The organism is Mycobacterium sp. NPDC048908 (assembly GCF_043197955.1).
In the GTDB taxonomy this organism is placed as follows: domain Bacteria; phylum Actinomycetota; class Actinomycetes; order Mycobacteriales; family Mycobacteriaceae; genus Mycobacterium.
The window spans coordinates 303,201-319,729 of record NZ_JBICUE010000001.1; the positions used below are offsets into that span (position 1 = coordinate 303,201).

At 65.1% G+C, this 16,529-nt stretch carries 12 protein-coding genes and 2 pseudogenes; 5 read left to right on the plus strand and 9 right to left on the minus strand.

Annotation, left to right across the window (positions count from 1 at the left end):
- Position 1 precedes the first annotated feature (1 nt).
- The 3 genes from ACGFK1_RS01485 to ACGFK1_RS01495 are packed head-to-tail and all read right to left on the minus strand — an operon-like array spanning position 2 to position 3,583.
- Complete coding sequence (locus ACGFK1_RS01485) at positions 2-940, minus strand: hydroxymethylglutaryl-CoA lyase (RefSeq protein ID WP_393424524.1); 939 nt, start codon at positions 938-940, stop codon at positions 2-4.
- Positions 937-2,145: a CaiB/BaiF CoA transferase family protein gene (locus tag ACGFK1_RS01490; RefSeq protein WP_393424527.1), complete on the minus strand. Its 1,209-nt coding sequence runs from the start codon at positions 2,143-2,145 to the stop codon at positions 937-939. Before ACGFK1_RS01490 ends, ACGFK1_RS01485 begins: the two co-directional genes overlap by 4 nt.
- Positions 2,146-2,161: 16 nt before the next feature.
- Positions 2,162-3,583, minus strand: a complete 1,422-nt coding sequence (locus tag ACGFK1_RS01495) for a GntP family permease (protein WP_393424530.1) — start codon at positions 3,581-3,583, stop codon at positions 2,162-2,164.
- A gap of 278 nt (positions 3,584-3,861) precedes the next feature.
- On the opposite strand from ACGFK1_RS01495, the gene ACGFK1_RS01500 reads away from it, so the two are divergent.
- The gene (locus ACGFK1_RS01500) at positions 3,862-4,899 is read left to right on the plus strand and encodes a TIGR03857 family LLM class F420-dependent oxidoreductase (RefSeq protein ID WP_393424533.1); all 1,038 of its coding nucleotides are present in this window, start codon (positions 3,862-3,864) and stop codon (positions 4,897-4,899) included.
- A 4-nt stretch (positions 4,900-4,903) separates the two neighbouring features.
- On the opposite strand, the gene ACGFK1_RS01505 is transcribed toward ACGFK1_RS01500, so the two are convergent.
- Positions 4,904-6,412 carry an acyl-CoA carboxylase subunit beta gene (locus tag ACGFK1_RS01505; RefSeq protein ID WP_393424536.1) on the minus strand — a complete coding sequence of 503 codons (1,509 nt, stop codon included), beginning with the start codon at positions 6,410-6,412 and terminating at the stop codon, positions 4,904-4,906.
- Positions 6,413-6,498: 86 nt separating this feature from the next.
- On the opposite strand from ACGFK1_RS01505, the gene ACGFK1_RS01510 reads away from it, so the two are divergent.
- Positions 6,499-7,545 carry an LLM class F420-dependent oxidoreductase gene (locus ACGFK1_RS01510; RefSeq protein WP_393424539.1) on the plus strand — a complete coding sequence of 349 codons (1,047 nt, stop codon included), beginning with the start codon at positions 6,499-6,501 and terminating at the stop codon, positions 7,543-7,545.
- 11 nt (positions 7,546-7,556) lie between these two features.
- Positions 7,557-8,776 (plus strand): annotated as a pseudogene (locus tag ACGFK1_RS01515) (cytochrome P450).
- Between the two features lie 14 nt (positions 8,777-8,790).
- Here ACGFK1_RS01515 and ACGFK1_RS01520 read toward each other — a convergent pair.
- Positions 8,791-9,660 carry a hypothetical protein gene (locus tag ACGFK1_RS01520; RefSeq protein WP_393424542.1) on the minus strand — a complete coding sequence of 290 codons (870 nt, stop codon included), beginning with the start codon at positions 9,658-9,660 and terminating at the stop codon, positions 8,791-8,793.
- Between the two features lie 320 nt (positions 9,661-9,980).
- Positions 9,981-10,640, minus strand: coding sequence for a chitin-binding protein (locus tag ACGFK1_RS01525; protein ID WP_393424545.1), 660 nt, complete (start codon positions 10,638-10,640; stop codon positions 9,981-9,983).
- A gap of 861 nt (positions 10,641-11,501) precedes the next feature.
- Between ACGFK1_RS01525 and ACGFK1_RS01530 the strand changes: the two are divergent.
- Both ACGFK1_RS01530 and ACGFK1_RS01535 read left to right on the plus strand, forming a co-directional pair.
- Positions 11,502-12,053: pseudogene (locus ACGFK1_RS01530) on the plus strand (adenylate/guanylate cyclase domain-containing protein); the annotation flags it as partial.
- Between the two features lie 109 nt (positions 12,054-12,162).
- Positions 12,163-12,414, plus strand: a complete 252-nt coding sequence (locus tag ACGFK1_RS01535) for an adenylate/guanylate cyclase domain-containing protein (RefSeq protein ID WP_393424548.1) — start codon at positions 12,163-12,165, stop codon at positions 12,412-12,414.
- A gap of 25 nt (positions 12,415-12,439) precedes the next feature.
- Here ACGFK1_RS01535 and ACGFK1_RS01540 read toward each other — a convergent pair whose 3' ends face one another.
- The 3 genes from ACGFK1_RS01540 to ACGFK1_RS01550 all read right to left on the minus strand — a co-directional run bounded on the left by ACGFK1_RS01540 (position 12,440) and on the right by ACGFK1_RS01550 (position 16,506).
- Positions 12,440-12,631, minus strand: a complete 192-nt coding sequence (locus tag ACGFK1_RS01540; RefSeq protein ID WP_393424550.1) for a YbdD/YjiX family protein — start codon at positions 12,629-12,631, stop codon at positions 12,440-12,442.
- Positions 12,577-14,868 carry a carbon starvation CstA family protein gene (locus ACGFK1_RS01545; RefSeq protein ID WP_393424553.1) on the minus strand — a complete coding sequence of 764 codons (2,292 nt, stop codon included), beginning with the start codon at positions 14,866-14,868 and terminating at the stop codon, positions 12,577-12,579. Before ACGFK1_RS01545 ends, ACGFK1_RS01540 begins: the two co-directional genes overlap by 55 nt.
- A gap of 90 nt (positions 14,869-14,958) precedes the next feature.
- Positions 14,959-16,506, minus strand: coding sequence for an ATP-dependent DNA ligase (locus ACGFK1_RS01550; protein WP_393424556.1), 1,548 nt, complete (start codon positions 16,504-16,506; stop codon positions 14,959-14,961).
- Positions 16,507-16,529: the final 23 nt, after the last annotated feature.

Genomic DNA, 16,529 nt, shown 5'->3' on the forward strand with positions numbered 1-16,529 from the left:
TCTACCCCTGGTCGATGACCCATTCGAAGGCCTTGGCCTTGGAGCGCGCCCCCTGCGCGGTCCGGGACCGGTTTGGTTCACCGAGTTCGGCAAGCAGTTTCTCGGAGATATCCACGATCGACGCCAGCGTGGCGGGCGTGAACCAGTCGGGCCGGGTCGCGAACAGCAGATCCTCGGTGGAGGTGTTGCCACTGGCGCCAGGCGCGAACGGGCACCCGCCCAGGCCGCCGAGGGATCCGTCGACCATGGTGGCGCCCGCATCGATGGCGGCGAGCGTGTTGGCGACGCCCAACCCCCACGTATCGTGGCCGTGAAAAACGATGCGTCGCTTGGGGCTTCGCGTCCGGAGGCCTTCGATCAGGTCGGTTACCTGAGTGGGGATCGCCTGTCCGATGGTGTCGCAGACGACGACGTCGATCGCGCCGTCGGTGCGCGGATCAGCGGCGATGCCGATCACCCGGTCGGGATCGGTCACGCCTTCGAATGGACACGTGAACGCCGTCGCGATGCACAGCTGAATCGTGCCGCCGATCTCCCTGGCGATGCGCACGGCATCTGGCATGGCCGCCACGCTGTCCTCGGTACTGCGTCCGATGTTGGCCTTGTTGTGGGAATTCGAAGCCGAGAAGCAGTATTGGAAGTTCCGCGCACCTGCGGCCGCCGCTTTCTCCACATGGCGTGGCGTCGCCACCCAGATCCAACACCGCGCCAACTCGTCGGCGTCCAATGCCTCGATGACATCGAGCGTATCGGCAAGCGGCGGGACGAGGTCCGGCCTTGCCATGGACCCGATTTCGAGCGCAGGCACACCGAGCGCAAGCAACTGGCGGACGATCTCGACCTTGCGCTCGGTGGGCAACGCCTTCGCGGTCAGCTGCAGCCCGTCGCGCAACGTCACGTCGCGGAGTTCGGCGAGCGGGGTGTACGGACGTGGCGTCATGTAAGTGCTCCAATCTCGTCGTCACTGAGGCCGAGCAGCGTGGACAACACGTCACGCGTGTGCTCACCGAGGTCGGGTCCGACATGGCGGATCGGCAGCGACGCGCCGCCGATCACCGGCACGATGCCGGGGAAGCCGACTGTTTTCGGGTGAGGCTCCCCGGTGTCAACATCGAAGTGCTGGATCATGTTTCGCGCCTCGTACTGTTCGTCGGCGCAGATGTCGGCGGCGGTGTAGATGGGGCCGGACGGTACCCCCGCCTCGTCGAGCAGCTTGAGGGCTTCTTCGCGGCGGTGTCGACTGGTCCACTGACCGATCGCCTCGTCGAGTTCCTCGCGACGGTGCCACCGGCCTGCGTTGGTCTGTAGCTCGGGGTCGTCGGCAAGATCTGGCCTGCCGATGGTGTGCATGTAGCGCTGGAAGATCGCGTCGCCGTTGCCGGCGACGATGATGTTTGTGCCGTCGGCGCAGGGGTACGCGTTGCTCGGCGCGATGCCCTCCATCCTCCCGCCGACACGTTGCCGCGTGACGCCGTAGGCGAGGTAATCCGGCACAAGCGATTCCATCACCGACAGCACCGACTCGTTCAAAGCGACGTCGATGACGCGTTGTGACAGCGGGGTTCTGATCCGTTCGCGCTGAAACAGCGCCATCACGGTGCCGAAGGCTGCGTAGATACCGGCGATGGAGTCACCGATCGACACGCCGGTGCGAACTGGCGGCCGATCAGGATCACCGACCAGCTCTCGCAGCCCGCCGACGGCCTCGGCCACCGCGGCGAACCCGGGTCGCTGTGCCAGGGGTCCTGTCTGCCCGAAGGCGGAGATTCGGGTGATCACCAGATCGGGGTTGACACGGTCGAGCTCCTCGGGGCCCAACCCCCATTTCTCGAGCGTGCCCGGACGGAAGTTCTCAAGCAGCACGTCGCAGTGCCGGACGAGGTCGAGCACGATCTGCCTGCCGCGCTCGGACTTGAGGTCGAGCACGACGGACTTCTTGTTGCGATTGATCGTGCGGTACAGCATCGACGTGTCCCCGGAATACAGTCGCCAGTTGCGCAACTCGTCGCCGGTCATCGGACGCTCGACCTTGATGACCTCGGCGCCGAAGTCGGCCAGCATCCTGCCCGCCGTCGGGGCGGCGATGTAGTTGCCGAGTTCCAGCACCCGCACGCCGGCGAGTGGACGAATGTCTGTGGTGTTCAATGTGTTTCCTTGAGTCTTAGTGAAGCAGCGCGTTCATCGACAGGATGAGCAGAATCGCCACGACCGATGCGACCGACGCGCCAACTGTGTTCGTCTTCAATGCACCGCGTGTCGACTGACCCAACAGTGACTGCAGTAGCCAGAACGTATTGCTGGTGACGTGCACGGCGAAGAGCGAGCCGGCGCCTGCGGCCAGCGCGATCAGCACGGGGTCCAGCCCGATGACCGGTGCCACCGGCGCGAGGATGCCTGCCGATGTGATCGCAGAGATCGTTATGGAGCCGACCGCTACGTGCAAACCCGCGGCGATGAGCCACACCATCAGCAGGGGCGCTGCAGTGGTCGCGGTGAAGTAATGGCCGAGGATGTCGCCGAGCCCAACGGCTTTGATCGTGGCAGCCAGTGAGCCGCCGACCCCGGTCAGGATCAGAATCTGTCCGCTCTCCTTGAACCCGGAGGCGATCGCGTGCTGAATCCGCTCGCCACCAAGCGCTCGGCGGCCGACGAAGCTGGTGCCGATCAGGCCGATCAGTAGCGCGATGACGGGGGAGGACAAAAACTTAACGATCGGGTTGTGAATATCGGCCGCATCGAGAATTGCGCCCAAAGCGATGAGCACTAAAGACGTCAGCATCGGCGCGAACAGGACGACCAGCGCTGGCTGGGTACGGGTCACAGCGGCTGTCCTGGTGGCAAGGCCGCCGCCCGAAGGCTCCTGGGCCTCAGTTGGATTGGCGGTGCCCGAGGTATCCGCGCCGGCATCCGCGCCGGCTTCGGTATCTTCACCGAGGAACTCCTGCTCATCGCGGTCCGGATTCCACCAGCCGCGATTGAAGAGGAACGACATAATCGACACGGCGATCGTAACGGTGGGTATTACCAGCAGCACACCGAACAACAGCATCTTGCCGAGCGGTACGCCGAGCAGACCTGCCAGACCAAGCGCGCCGACGCTTGGAACGGTCAGAGCGACGCCACAGTCCAGGCCGATGGCCATGGCAGTGGCCATGCGCGCGGTTCCGTTTTTCCCGATCGTTCTGGCAAGGCTGCGAGCAAGCGGTGCCGAGATGACGACCAGCACATCGACGTAGATGGACTGAAGCAGTGTCGCAATTGTCAACGACATGGCATGGGGCATGCGCTTCGGTCCCACGAGCCTTATCAGCGTCTGCACCAGACGCTGGATGGCGCCGGTCTCTTGCAATATCGCGCCCATCAATACACCGAACGCGATCAGCAGGCCCACCTCGGCCATGATGTCGCCGAAGCCTTTCATGATCGCGTCGATGGTCTTCTCGACGCCAATGCCGGCCGTCAAGCCGAGGTAGGCGGAGCCGACCACCAACGACACGACCGGGTTGAACTTGAAACGCACGATCATCACGACCACCGCGATGATCGCGACCGCGGTGTTGACGACGACTGCGGTATGTGACATGAAGTGGCCCCTTCGCACGCTCTGCTTGGTTTGAGTCACCACGGGCCACTCGGTGTGTGACCTACGACGCAGCCACATTATGAGCACACGCCCACAATATAAGCAACACTGGGTGTCACCGACCGCGTGACCAGGTCTTATACGCTGAAAATGAAACTATCGATCCGTTTGACTCGGGGGCGCCACGTGCCCGATCAGGCAAGCGGGCGGTTTTGCGGGGGATAGACGGCAGAATCCGAAGTCTGGAGCTGCGGCTACGAGTAAAAGGTTCGGCAGTGATGCGAGTGCGCGACGAGTTGGGCTATTACCTGTTGGCCGGTGCCGGTGGAGAGGGCCCTGCGACGTTGATGGACGAGGCGCGGCGGGGGGAGGAGTTGGGCTTCGGCACCGCGTTCATCTCTGAGCGGTGGAACGTCAAGGAAGCGTCGTCACTTGTCGGCGCGGCCTGCGCAGTCACCCGCCGCATGCAGATCGCTACCGCGGCGACCAATCACAACACCCGGCACCCGCTGATCACCGGCTCGTGGGCGACCACCATGCATCGTCTGTCCGGCGGGCGCTTCACTCTCGGGTTGGGCCGCGGCATTGCGGCCATGTACGCCGCATTCGGCATCCCGGCCGTCACCACTGCGCAGATGGAGGACTTTGCGCTTGTGATGCGGCGGCTGTGGCGTGGGGAGGTGATCTTCAACCACGACGGACCGATCGGCAAGTACCAGGTGTTGTTCCTGGATCCCGACTTCCGCGAGGACATCCGGTTGGCCCTCGTGGCGTTCGGTCCGCAGACGTTGGCGTTGGGCGGGCGGGTTTTCGATGATGTCATCCTGCACACCTACTTCACGCCACAAACGCTGCAACGGTGCGTGAAGACGGTGAAGGAGGCTGCGGAGAAGGCGGGTCGCGATCCCGACAGCGTGCGGGTGTGGTCCTGCTTCGCCACGGTCGGCGATCACCTGCCCGAGGAGCTGCGGCTGAAGAAGACCGTCGCCAGACTGGCGACCTATCTGCAGGGCTACGGCGATCTCATGGTCGCCACCAACGGCTGGGACCCCGCTGTACTGCAACGGTTTCGAGCAGACTCCGTCGTCACATCGATTTCTGGCGGTATTGATCACAAGGCGACGTCCGAGCAGATCGAGCACATTGCCACGCTCATTCCTGACGAATGGCTGGAGCCGTCCGCAACGGGATCGGCGCAACAATGCGTCGACAGGATCCGCAAGGAGTTCGACTATGGTGCCGACGCGGTGATCATGCACGGCGCCACCCCCGACGAATTGGCGCCGATCGTCGCGGCCTACCGCGACTGCCTGTGACGAATCACGGAAAGATGAGTGTGCGGGACACCGGTTCGGCGGCTGCCTGACGAGTGAAGATCCCGCGCTGCAGCGCCGAGAGCAGTGCGTTGCGCGTCTCTTCGGGGTGAATGAGGTCATCGAAGCCGAGGTGGCTGGCCGACCGGAACGACGCTTCCACTTCGGCCTTGCGCAGTTTCGCTTCGACATCCTCCGCGGCATGAGACGCCTTGCTCAACGCGGCAGCGCTCATCGCTCCCATGGTTGCGCCGGGGTACGCAAATGTTGCGCTTTGGTTGTCGAACCCCAACAGCGACATCACCATTGAGCCGAAACCGTAGGCTTTGCGCAGCGTCACATGCAGTTTCAGCGTTGTTGCCGCCGTCTGCGCGGCGAACATCCTGGCGCCACTGCGCAGCACTCCGCTCTTCTCAGACCGACTGCCGGGCAGCATGCCGGGATTGTCGGCGAGAAACACGATCGGCAGGTGGAACGAATCGGCGACCATGATGAAATGCGCGGCCTTGTCGGCGGCGTCGGCGTCGATGGAGCCGGCGATCACCTGCGGCTGGTTGGCGACGACCGCGACGGGGTGTCCGCCGAGATGTGCGAGCGCGCAGATGATGGCGGATCCGAACTTCGGTTGTACCTCGAACCAGCCCCGCGCGTCGAACACCACATCAAGGACCGCGCGCATGTCGTAGATGCGCCGGTTGCCGCGGGGCACGATGTCGACCAGTTCTGGTGTCGAGCGAGGTTCGGCCGCTTCGTCTTCCGGCAGCGACGTCGGATATGACCATGCGCTGGGCGGGAAGTACGACAGGTATCTTCGGATATCGTCGAGCACCGCTTCATCGTCCTCGGCGAGGTTGTGGATCACGCCGCTGGCCAGCGCAACGCTGGGGCCGCCCAGATCTTCCTTCGAAATGTCCTCGCCCGTCGACTCTTTCACCACTGGAGGGCCGGCAGTGAAGATCGCGCCCTGTCGGCTCATGATGGTGAAGTCGCACACCGGTGCCACCAATGCGCCGTGTCCGGCCGACGGACCGAGTAGGCCACCGACCATCGGTACCTTGCCCGAGCACCGTGCCTGTGCGAGTAAGTCGGTAGGGGTGCGGCCGTACTGTTCGCCGCTGGGCCGGAAGCCGGCACCTTCGAGCAGCATCACCAGCGGAATCCGGTCGCGTAGCGCCAACTCTGCCAGCCGGTAGCGCTTGGCGTTTCCGCCTGGACCGATGCTTCCTGCCAACGTGGTGAAGTCCTCGGCGCCGACCATCACCGGCGAACCGTTGATCAACCCTGAACCGGCGACGATCCCGTCTGCGGCGATATCGCCGCCGACCAGGGCGCCGAACTCGCGGAACGTGCCTTTGTCGATGAGGTGCTCGAGGCGTGCGCGCGCGTCGAGCTTGCCCTTGCTGTGGTGCTTGGCGAGTCGCTCGGTTCCCCCCATCGCGTGGGCGTGTTGACGGCGGCGGGTCAATTCGCCGAGTGTGTTCCCCCAGTCGCCGGCGTGTTCATTGGCCTTCGTCATGCGCCACTCCTGTCGTCAGAAGGCGATGGTCGCACCGGCATGTTCGCGTTGACCATACTGAATTCCTTACTGTAGCGTCTGCGGCTATGGGTAGCGACGGCGCCCTCATGGTCGACGCGGCCGTTGCCGGCGGACTCATCAGCGTCGCCGAGGCGGCGAGCACGCTGGAGCGACGAGGCTACGACTGCTGTTGGACCGCCGAGATCAACCACGACCCGTTCCTGCCGTTGGTGCTCGCCGCCGAGCACACAACGCGAATCGAGTTGGGCACCAGCATCGCCGTGGCGTTTGCACGCAATCCGATGACGGTCGCCAACGTCGGCTGGGATCTGCAGGGCTATTCGGGTGGCCGGTTCATTCTCGGGCTCGGCCCACAGGTGCGGGCCCACATCGAGAAGCGCTTCAGCATGCCGTGGAGCCAGCCGGTGAAACGGATGCGTGAGTTCGTGGATGCGGTGCATGAGATCTGGTCGTGCTGGCGCGACGGCACGACGCTGCGTTTCGACGGGGACTTCTACACCCACAAGATCATGACCCCGATGTTCACGCCAGAGCCCCAACCGCACGCCGACCCCAAGGTGTTCATCGCGGCCGTCGGTGAGGCGATGACCGAGATGTGCGGTGAGGTCGCCGACGGTCTGCTCGCGCACGCATTCACCACCAAGCGGTACTTCGAAGAGGTGACCATCCCCGCATTGACGCGCGGTCTGCAGCGCTCCGGACGGCAGCGCAGTGAGTTTCAGCTTTCGGCCCCTATATTTGTGGTGACGGGGGATAGCGACGAGCAGTTGACCGCGGCCTCCGCAGGCGCGCGCAGACAGATCGCGTTCTACGGCTCGACTCCGGCGTACCGCAAGGTGCTCGAGTTGCACGGGTGGGGCGACTTGCACACCGAGTTGCACAGGCTGAGTCTGCAGGGCGAGTGGGACGCCATGGGTTCGCTCGTCGACGACGAGATCCTCGAAGCATTCGCGGTCGTCGCGCCGATCGACGCGGTGGCGAGCAAGATCCGCGAGCGATGCGACGGGGTGATCGACCGTGTCCTGGTCGGATTCCCGTCATCGGTTCCCGAGCACACCGTCATCACCATGCTCGACGAGTTGCGCGGCCGACCGGTGAGCAGGCGGCCGTGACCGCGCCGACGGTGGACGAAGCCGCCAAGGTGTTCGCCGACCCGTCGGCGTACGCCGACGAAGCGAAACTGCATGCCGCACTGTCGCATTTGCGCGCGAATGCACCGGTGGCTTGGGTTGAGGTGCCGTCATACCGGCCGTTCTGGGCCATCACCAAGCACGCCGACATCATGGCGATCGAGCGCAACAACACCCTGTTCACCAATTCACCACGGCCCGTGTTGATGACGGAGGAGGCCGACGAGCAACAGGCGGCGGTCGGCATCAACACGCTGATTCACATGGATGACCCGAAACATCGGGTGGTACGGGCGATAGGCGCTGACTGGTTTCGGGCGAAGGCTATGCGAGCGTTGACGGTTCGCGTCGACCAGCTCGCCAAGCGCTTCGTCGACAACATGATGCGGGCCGGCCGTGAATGCGACTTCGTCCAGGAGGTCGCGGTGAACTACCCGTTGTACGTGATCATGTCGATGCTCGGACTTCCCGAAGAAGACTCCCCGCGGATGCTCAAGTACACCCAGGAGATCTTCGGCAACGACGATCCCGAGCTGCAGCGTGGCACGACCAAAGAAGAGCAGATGGCTTCACTGCTCGACATGTTCGCGTACTTCACGCGGTGACGGCATCCCGTCGCGAATCTCCGACCGAAGACTTGGCTTCGGCCATCGCCGATGCCACGGTCGACGGCGAGCCGCTGAACGACATCGAGACGGTGTCCTATTACGCAATCATTGCCGCCGCGGGCCACGACACCACCAGCGCGGTGATTGCCGGCGGCCTGCACGCGCTCATTCAGCATCCGGACCAACTTGCCCGCCTCCAGGACAACATGGGCCTGATGCCGTTGGCCGCCGAGGAGATGATCCGTTGGGTCACGCCGGTCAAGGAGTTCATGCGCACGGCGCAGCAAGACACCACCGTCCGCGGTGTGCCGATCGCCGCGGGCGACTCGGTGCTGCTGTCGTATGCGTCGGCGAACCGGGACGAAGAGGTCTTCGACCATCCGTTCCAGTTCGATGTTGGTCGTGATCCCAACAAACACAATGCGTTCGGTTACGGGGTGCACTTCTGTCTCGGCGCTGCGCTCGCGCGCATCGAGGTCAACAGCTTCTTCTGCGAGCTCATACCGCGGCTGAAGTCGGTCGAACTCACCGGCGACCCGCAACACATCGCGACGATCTTCGTCGGCGGGCTCAAGCATCTGCCGATCCGCTACTCGCTCAGGTGAATTGACCTTCTGGGTCAGGTCGGGAGTGGAATCCATATCCCGAAGAACCAGAAGCCCCATTGCTTGCGCACCGGATCCCAGACTGGTTGCACATTGAAGCCGCAGTAGTCGAAGTCTGGCGGCGGCGGCGCGTCAAACGGTGGCAATGGTCCGAGGTACGGCGGCCTCGGAGGCGGGCCATGACCCCAGGGAGGCAGACCATCACCCCACGGTGCGCCGTGGAAATGACCGTGCCAGTTGGTGTCATCCGGGTTCCATGGTGGTTGCCAGTTGTGGCCGTCGGAGGGGCTCTGCCCGTGGTCGTCCGGTCGTGTTGGTGCGCCGGGATTGCGTGGCGCCCCTGGAGTCGCCGGTTCGCTTGGGGCGCTTGGTGCGTCCGGTCTGCTCGGCCCGGGCCCGTTGGCCCCATTCGGTGCGTTGGGTCCCGTTGGGCCGCTCGGTGCGGCGGGCGCGTCGGGTCCGGCCGGTGTGGCGGGCGCCGGTTCGTCGGGTGCGCTTGGTGCGGCCGGTGGTGCGCCGGGTCCGGCGGTCGCGTCGGGTCCGGCTGGTAAGGCGGGCGCCGGTGCGTCGGGAGCGCTTGGTGCCGCCGGTGCCGCCGGTGCGGCGGGGGCACTCCCGCTGCCGGAGTCGCTGGGAAGCGCGGGACCGGGGCCACCGCCGAGTCCTCCGCCGCCACCGCCATCACCGAAGAAGCCGCCGCCGAACGAGCTTCCGCCCCCGCCGCCGCCGAACGAGCTTCCGCCCCCGCCGCCGCCCAAAGAGCTTCCGCCCGCGCTGAATCCGCCACCTCCGCCGCCACCGGAGCTACTACCACCGCTCGCACCGCTCGCACCGCCGGCAAGGGTCGGACCGCCAGGCACTCGGAAGTCGGCGGGACCAGGCATGGCGCTCGCCACGCTGGCCCCAAGGCCAATTCCGCTAGCGGTCAGAGTGCAGGTGATCGCTGCTCCCGCAACCGTGTTCATGAACTTCATAGCTGGCCTTTCCCGCGTGCATCGTCGTGTTCGCTTCACAGGCGACGTTAAGAAAGCGCGTTAAGCGCCAGCTATGTGCTCAATCTCAGTGTGCTGCCAGGTCGGTGTTCACAATCCCGAACTTGCCAGGAAATCCGAAGGGCGCCAATAGGTGTAGCGCAGGTCCCGCGAAGAAGAGCTCCGAAGGAGCGGCCGCCCCGGGCACGTGGGGCGGCCGTCCTCCCTTCGGGTCAGATCGGGAGTGGAATCCAGATCCCGAAGAACCAGAACCCCCATTGGTTGTAGCCCGGGTCCCAAATTGGCTGTTCCTGGAATCCCCAGTAATTGATCGGTGGTGGCGGCGGCCCCCACGGATCCGGTAAGGGTCCATCCCAGGGTGGCGGCGGCGGCGCGCCAAAACCCCACGGCGGCAGGTCATTGCCCCACGGCGCGTTGTGGAATCGACCACGCCAGTCGTTGTCTCCCGGATTCCACGGCGGCCGCCAGTCGTGGTTGTCCGGTCCGCGGAAGTCTGGACCACCGGGTCCGCGGAAGTCGGGTCCGCCCGGGCCGCCGTGTCCGTCCGGACCGCCGGGTCCACCGGGGCCTCCGCCGGGTCCATGGAAGTCTGGACCACCTGGACCGCCACGTCCGTCCGGACCGCCGGGTCCTCCGCCGGGTCCGTGGAAGTCTGGACCGCCTGGCCCACCGGGCCCGCGATCCTGGGGCGGCCCACCCGGTCCACGCTGTGGCGGAGGGCCGCCCGGACCGCCTCCTGGGCCGCCGCCACATTGCACCCCTGGCACTGGGCTGCACGGTGCGGCGTTCGCAACGCCGGAGCCTAGACCGATCCCGGTGATGCCGAGGGTGCAGCCGATCGCTGCGCCAGCGATCGCTTGTTTGAGGTTCATAACCTGGCCTTTCGCGCGTCGATAGACGCCCCAACCCGAACGCGAGGTTAGGTAGCCAGCCTATGAGTCAGCTATGCGGTCAGTGGCAATCTGCTGGGCGGCAACTCAACGCGGTGCATTCGTGCCAACCAACTGCGCCTGCCGCGTGGCCGAAGTCCTTTGCTATGGGACTGTGACTGGATTCAGACGCAACATCTCTTGATCGGCTTGGCGCACAACGGATCCGCCACGGCCTGTACGATGTCGCTCGGCTGCGGCGTCGTATGTGAATCGTCTATGGCGTCAATTCTTTATCCGAATCCCGTTGGCGCGCCAGAACTTGCCGTTTTTACGCGGGATGGCAAACCCGGCCCGCGGCACGGGTAAGCTTTCGCTCGTGGCCTGGGGGGACTCGAGCAACTCCGCGCGCTGATACGTACGCATGCAGCGCTAGCGGACGGTGGGACGGTGTCAGTAGCCGTCCGGCCCGACCATGGGTTTCGCTGGTTCGGGTTGCGCTTCGCCAACAATGACACCGAGCGCCAGTACCGCGGGTGGCGCATCGCGACGGCGACGTCGTTCGCGCGTGTTGGCTACATCGGGTCGATTCCGAGTTGGTGCCTGTTGCTCGTCGCCGTCGTCATGCTCGACATGGGCTCTGTGGGTCAGGCGGTCCCGCCGATCGTCGGCTGGATTGTGCTGCTCATCGCGCTCACCGCGTTGACGCTCCCGGAGGCACTGCGACTGTCGGTGATGCCGCTCGCGGCCCTCGCCAACTGCCTGGCAGGGTTCTTGATCGTCTGGCTCTTGTCCGACGTGCTGGTGACCTCGGAGGCGACGGCGTGGCGAGCCGGCGCCATGACCGGCGGGATGCTGATCGTGATGTTCTTCGGCTTCGCCATCTTCCGGGTGCCACCCGTGTTTGCGATTGCGGCGGTGACGCCGTACGTCGCGTTCGCCTCCTACCGTCTCTATGACAGCTACGACGCTGGGCGGCTCAGCGCCGTCGAGGCGGGCGGACTGGGCGCGATCCAGTGGATCGCCTACCTGGGCTGCCTGCTCGTGTGCATTGTCATCGAGATCGTGTCGCGCCGCTCGTTTTGCAAGGACCAGATCATCGGCGCGCAGCAGCGCGATTTGAAGCGCAGCGCCGAGGCGATCCGGCGCTACGTCCCGCCCGCAGTTGCCAAGCACATCGTGGCTGGGGACACCGCGAGAATTGGGGAGCCGTCGAGGCGGCGTATCACCGTGTTGTTCATCGACCTCGTCGGGTTCACGATATTGGCCGACCGTGTCGAGGCGGAGGTGCTGACGCTCATCGTCAACGATTACATGTCGGCGATGAGCGAGATCGTCGACGACTTCGGCGGGACGGTGAGTGAGTTCGGCGGCGATGGGTTCATGGCGCTGTTCGGCGCGCCCGACGAGATGGATCCGGAGGAGCAGGCCGTCTGCGCCGTCCGTGCCGCCCAGGTGATGCAGGCACGGCTGCCGCCCTTGGCGGAGGCCTGGCCGCAAGCTCGGCGCGACGGAGCCGCTGACGATGCGCGTGGGCATCAACAGCGGCGTGCTCAGCGTGGGGAGCTTCGGCTCGCACGGTCGCATGATCTACACGGCCATCGGTCTGCAGGCCAACATCGCGGCGAGGCTCCAAGCCAAGTGCGAACCCGGCGGGATTCTGCTGAGCGATACGACCTGGCACCTCGTCAAAGAGAGGATCTGCTGCGAGCCACGCGGTGACGTCAACTGCAAGGGCGTGCACTACAACGTGCGGGTGCACGCGCCCATCGAGTGAGCCGCGGCCAGACCGTCGACTTGGATCAGCAGCAGCGCGGATTCGGATTCGACTCGGTCGCGTCGTGGCGCATGCGCCAATACTCCCGCTCCGACATGACTGGCTCACCGGGGTGCGTGCGCCCGCGATGCTCCACGTAGCGACGGTAGTGGTTATCGCCCATCAATGTGCTCCAGTACCAACCGATCTGGCGTGCGATTTCGGTAGCGCGTCCCATTGCTTTTGCACCTCCCGTTCCGGCTTGGTGGGGATGAGGCCCGACGGCGCGAAGATGCGTGACGGCACCGGCTCGTCTTCGGTCAGAGGGCGGGCCGTGCCTCTGATCGACCTGAGCACGACGATGACTCCTGCGATGAACACGATGACGACGACCGAAGCGAACACGATCGACAACGTGCCCTGAATGAATGTGTTGCGGACGATCTTGTCGACGTCGTCGGGCGTCTTCGCAGTCAGACATGTCTTCCCTGCGGCCTGAGCAGCCTGGCAGATGCTGTGTTGCTTCCAGTAGCCCACCTTCGGATCCGCGGAGAAGATCTTCTGCCATGACGCGGTGAGGGTGACGATGAGATCCCAGAACAGCGGAAGTGCCGGTATCCAAGCCCATTTCAGTAGGCCGCGTTTGACCACCACGACGGTGACCACGGTCAGCGCTATTGCGGCCAATAGCTGGTTGGCGATACCGAACAGCGGGAACAGCGTGTTGATGCCGCCCAGCGGATCGGTGACACCCATCAGCAGGATGCCGCCCCACGCGGCGACCACGATCACGCTGCAGATCCAGGCGCCGACCCGCCAACTCGGATTCTGCAGCTTCTTCATCGGTCCGCCGAAATTGCCGAGTCCGTCGGACAGCATGAACCGCGCGACGCGCGTGCCGGCATCAACGGTGGTGAGAATGAACAGCGCCTCGAACATGATCGCAAAGTGGTACCAGAATGCCTTGAGCGCTTGGCCCCCAAACACCTGGTGCAGTACCTCAGACATTCCGAACGCGAGCGTCGGCGCGCCGCCGGTGCGCGACACGATCGACTTCTCGCCGACGTCTTCTGCCGCCTGCGTGATCTCGGCCGCGGTGATCGGATTGCCAGCCAGGCCAAGACCGTTCGCGTAGTCGGCGGCCGTCTGCGCAGTGGTCCCGGTCTGGGCGCCGGGCGCATTCATCACGAAATACAGGTGTTGATTGATGATGGCCGCGGTGATCAGCGCCATGATCGCGACAAACGACTCGGTCAGCATGCCGCCGTAGCCGATCAGCCGCATCTGGCTTTCCTTTTCGAGAAGCTTCGGCGTGGTGCCAGACGAGATGAGCGCGTGGAAGCCCGACAGCGCTCCGCACGCGATGGTGATGAACAGGAACGGGAACAGCGAACCGGCGAACACCGGGCCGGTGCCCTTCGTGGCGAACTGTGAGATCGCGGGCGCTTCCATGATCGGACGGGCCAACAGGATGCCGATCGCCAGCAACGCTATGGTGCCCACTTTCATGAACGTCGACAGGTAGTCGCGGGGAGCCAGCAGCAACCACACCGGCAGCACCGACGCGCAGAATCCGTAGATGATGATGCACCACGACAACGTCACCTTCGACAGGGTGAACCAGTCTGCACCCCAAGACGTTTCAGCGACCCACCCGCCGGAGATGACCGCGAGCAGCAGCAGGGCGACGCCGATCAGCGATACTTCCGACACCCGACCGGGACGCAGGAACCGCAAGTAGATGCCCATGAAGATGGCGATCGGGATCGTCATCGCGATGGAGAAGACCCCCCATGGGCTTTCGGCCAGCGCCCCGACAACCACCAATGCCAGCACGGCGAGCAGGATCACCATGATCACCAGCACACCGATGATGGCTGCGGCGCCGCCGACGGCGCCGAGTTCGTCGCGCGCCATCTGGCCGAGCGAGCGCCCGCGTCGGCGCACCGAAATCGACAACACCAGATAGTCCTGGACACAACCGGCAAGCACCGCGCCGATGATGATCCAGATGGTGCCGGGCAAATAGCCCATCTGCATCGCCAGCACCGGGCCGACAAGCGGCCCCGCACCCGCGATCGCAGCAAAGTGATGGCCGTACAGCACCCGCCGGTCGGTCGGCATGTAGTCGGTGCCGTTCTCGAAAAGCTCAGCGGGGGTGGCGGTGTCGTCGCGCGGACGCACGATCTTCATCTCGATCAAGCGGGCATAGAACCGGAAGCCGATCACGTAAGTGCAGATCGCCGCGATGACGAACCACACCGCGTTCACTGTCTCACCACGGAAGAACGCGATGATGGCCCACGCGATGGCGCCGAGCAGCGCGATGAGCCCGAAGACGAGCTTGTGTCTGGTGGTGATCGGCGACCGGTCGATGATCGCTACCGGCGGCAGATCCTTCTCGGTGCGGATATAGGTGACATCGCCTACTTGCTCCTCGATGCGCTCCGATGGTGCGGCGGTGGGTGTAGCCACGGTCTCTCCTCGACATCGGTGTCTTACCCGGTCCTGTGATCCTTTCACCGCATGAAACGGCGTTGGGTCGATTCCCAGGTTTCACTTCGGTTATGAACCACGTTCATACAGGGTGCGCACAGAATCGATGGTGTCGGCCTCGGCCGGACTCTTGTCGTCCCTGTAGCGCAAAACGCGGGCGAATCGCAGGGCCATCCCACCGGGATAACGCGATGACCCCTGAACTCCGTCGAACGCGATCTCGACGACCTGCTCTGGTCGCACCTTGACGACGTAGCCGTCGGTGGGGCCGTCCGCCAATTCCACGAAGCGGGTGGTCTGCCATTCGAGCATCGCGTCGGTCATGCCCTTGAAAGTCTTTCCCAACATGACGAATCCGCCCGCCGAGGGGTCGCGCGCGCCGAGATGGATGTTGGAGAGTTTGCCCGTGCGACGGCCGGATCCCCATTCGACTGCGAGGACGACCAGATCGAGGGTGTGCACCGGCTTGACCTTCAGCCACCCCGCACCGCGACGGCCGGCTTCGTACGGCGCGGTCAGCGACTTCGCCATCACGCCCTCGTGACCCGCGTCAAGCGTGACGTCGAGAAACCGTTGCGCGGCCTCGGCGTCGTCGGTGATCAGCCGGTCGACCCGGTGGGCCGCAGGAACGATGGCATCCAACGCGGCGATCCGTTCGCCAGTTGGTAGGTCCAGCAGGTCCGCGCCGTCCAGATGCAGCAGGTCGAACACGAACACCGACAACGGCTGCGACTCCCTGGCCGCCGCGATGTCCACCGAGCGGCCGAATCGCGACGCGGTCACTTGGAATCGGTGCGGACGGCCGTCAGGTCGTAACGCGATGGCCTCGGCGTCGGCGATCAGGTCGGTGACGGGCAGCGCCAATGCCGCGTCGACGACCTCGGGCAGCCGTTCGGTGACGTCGTCGAGGCTGCGGGTATAGATCGACACCGCGTCGCCCGCGCGGTGAACCTGCACCCGCGCGCCGTCCAGCTTGGCCTCGAAAACAGCTGTGCCGCCGAGACGTTCGAGCGCCTCACCGACCCCGGTTGCGGTCTGGGCGAGCATCGGGCCGACGGGCCGGCCGACCATGAGGGTGAATTGTTCGAGTGCGGTTTCGTCGCCGGTCAGTGCGGCGGCCGCGACCGCAGGCAGGTCACCGCCCAGCATGGCCGCGCGGCGGATGACGGGCGCGGCGATGCCGGCGGCCTTGGCCACGGCGTCGGCCATCACGCCCACCAGTGCGCCCTGACGCAGTTCGCCGCTGAGCAGCCTGCGTAGGAAGATCTGTTCCGACTCCGTGGCGGCGCCGAACAGCCCGGCGATCAGTTCGGCGCGGCGGGCCTGCGAGCCCTTGCCCGCGACGTTGCCGATGTCGGTGAACGTGGCGTCGACCTTCAGCACGGTCAACGATGGCTGGTCGGCAGCTTTCGGAAGCGAGCGCAATGCCGCCCAGCCGACGCCGATCTGGCGTTGCGGGAGTTCGCCGGACAGCCAGGACACCACGACCGCGACCAGCTTCGGGTCACCCTCGACGCCTGCTACGCGCAGCAGGTCGGCGATTCGGGCGATCTTCGCCAGGCGCGCCGACGTCGCACCCACCTCGGCCGACGCGGCGGCCACCTCGATCAGCTGCACGGCCCTCCTCTCATGCCGGGTCG

What these genes read in the sequence shown, in the direction of transcription:
- ACGFK1_RS01485 (WP_393424524.1), bottom strand. Translation starts at nt 940, where the DNA reads ATGACGCCACGTCCGTACACCCCGCTCGCCGAACTCCGCGACGTGACG.
- ACGFK1_RS01495 (WP_393424530.1), bottom strand. Translation starts at nt 3,583, where the DNA reads ATGTCACATACCGCAGTCGTCGTCAACACCGCGGTCGCGATCATCGCG.
- ACGFK1_RS01500 (WP_393424533.1), top strand. Translation starts at nt 3,862, where the DNA reads ATGCGAGTGCGCGACGAGTTGGGCTATTACCTGTTGGCCGGTGCCGGT.
- ACGFK1_RS01505 (WP_393424536.1), bottom strand. Translation starts at nt 6,412, where the DNA reads ATGACGAAGGCCAATGAACACGCCGGCGACTGGGGGAACACACTCGGC.
- ACGFK1_RS01510 (WP_393424539.1), top strand. Translation starts at nt 6,499, where the DNA reads ATGGGTAGCGACGGCGCCCTCATGGTCGACGCGGCCGTTGCCGGCGGA.
- ACGFK1_RS01520 (WP_393424542.1), bottom strand. Translation starts at nt 9,660, where the DNA reads ATGCCTGGTCCCGCCGACTTCCGAGTGCCTGGCGGTCCGACCCTTGCC.
- ACGFK1_RS01525 (WP_393424545.1), bottom strand. Translation starts at nt 10,640, where the DNA reads ATGAACCTCAAACAAGCGATCGCTGGCGCAGCGATCGGCTGCACCCTC.
- ACGFK1_RS01535 (WP_393424548.1), top strand. Translation starts at nt 12,163, where the DNA reads ATGCGCGTGGGCATCAACAGCGGCGTGCTCAGCGTGGGGAGCTTCGGC.
- ACGFK1_RS01540 (WP_393424550.1), bottom strand. Translation starts at nt 12,631, where the DNA reads ATGGGACGCGCTACCGAAATCGCACGCCAGATCGGTTGGTACTGGAGC.